The sequence below is a fragment of the Stenotrophomonas sp. PS02289 genome (genome assembly GCF_029960115.1).
In the GTDB taxonomy this organism is placed as follows: Bacteria; Pseudomonadota; Gammaproteobacteria; order Xanthomonadales; family Xanthomonadaceae; genus Stenotrophomonas.
Genome location: NZ_JASCOZ010000336.1, coordinates 1 through 1228, shown reverse-complemented (window position 1 = coordinate 1228; position 1228 = coordinate 1). Strand labels below are relative to the sequence as shown.

Sequence of the window (1228 nt, the reverse complement as noted above, 5' to 3'; positions counted from 1 at the left end):
GATGTGGCGCGCACCTTGCTGTAGAGCCACGCCTTGCGTGGCTTCGACCACGATTGGCACCGCGAAGCCACGCAGGGCGTGGCTCTACGTGGTCAGTCAGCGCGCGGGTTCATTCCACATCCGCTGCCACAGCGTGCCAAAGCGCCGCTTGGCACGTTCGCGCCCTTCGTCGCCCTCATACGCCGGGCGCAGCTGCTGCGGGGTGATCGCTTCCCAGCCCTCGCCCTGCTGCTTTGCCACCGCGAAGGTGAAGGTGTAATCCGGTTCCAGGCCCATGCGCAGGTCGCTGAGCTGCAGCTGCCCGTCCACCACCTGCGCACGCATGAAGCCCCGGTTGAACCAGTTCAATCGCGCCACAGCCGGAATGCCAGCGGCCTGGCGCAGCGCCTGCACATTGGAGGGATAACCGCGGAAGGTCATCGGCCCGTGGTCGGCAATCACCGAACGTTCGCCGATCACGTAGCCGCTCGGGGTCATCGCCACCACCTGCCACAGCACCGTATTGAACGGCGTGGCCACCGAGAAACGCGGAGCATCGCCGAGGCCCATGGCAGCCAGCGCGCGGTCGGCTTCGCGTTCGACCTGATGTTTGGCCAGCAAAGACCAGCCCAGGTAGCTGGTGCTCAACACCAACCCTGCCACCAGTGCCCGCTGCGCCAGCGGCTTCGCGCGCGCGAACCACGCCACGATGCAGGCCAGCAGCAGCCACACGGTGTACAGCGGGTCGATGATGAAGACGCTGGACCACATCGTCGGCGGCGGCGTGAACGGCCACCACAGTTGGGTGCCGTAGACCGTGAACGCATCCAGCACCGGGTGGGTCACCAGCGCGAGCAGGATCGCCCAGAACCAGCGCACCGGAGCCTCCGCCACTCGGCCGTTGCCGAAGCGTTTGAATCCCCACCAGATCAACGCGGCGACCCACGGCAACACCAGCAGCGAGTGGCTGTAGCTGCGGTGTTCGGTCATCACCGCGACCGGGTCGGACGCGGTGAACGCGAGCACCAGGGCGTCGAGGTCCGGCAGGGTACCGAGCGCGGCACCGGCGAGCAGGGCGGCGCGGCGATGACCGGCCGGGGCGATGGCGGCGGCAATGGCACCGCCGAGAACGATCTGGGAGAGGGAATCCATTCGTCGATGGTAAACGCGTGTCACCCCGTAGAGCCACGCCCTGCGTGGCCGCGCGGTGTCAGACGTGGTCGAAGCCACGCAGGGCGTGGCTCTACGT

At 67.5% G+C, this 1228-nt stretch carries 1 protein-coding gene; it reads right to left on the bottom strand.

The window, feature by feature from the left end:
• Positions 1-96 precede the first annotated feature (96 nt).
• Entirely contained in the window at positions 97-1131 is a 1035-nt protein-coding gene (locus QMX83_RS21470; protein ID WP_282298650.1) for a metal-dependent hydrolase, read from the bottom strand.
• Positions 1132-1228 lie beyond the last annotated feature (97 nt).

Excerpts from the sequence above, each read along its gene's own strand:
- QMX83_RS21470 (WP_282298650.1), bottom strand. The coding sequence starts at position 1,131 with ATGGATTCCCTCTCCCAGATCGTTCTCGGCGGTGCCATTGCCGCCGCC.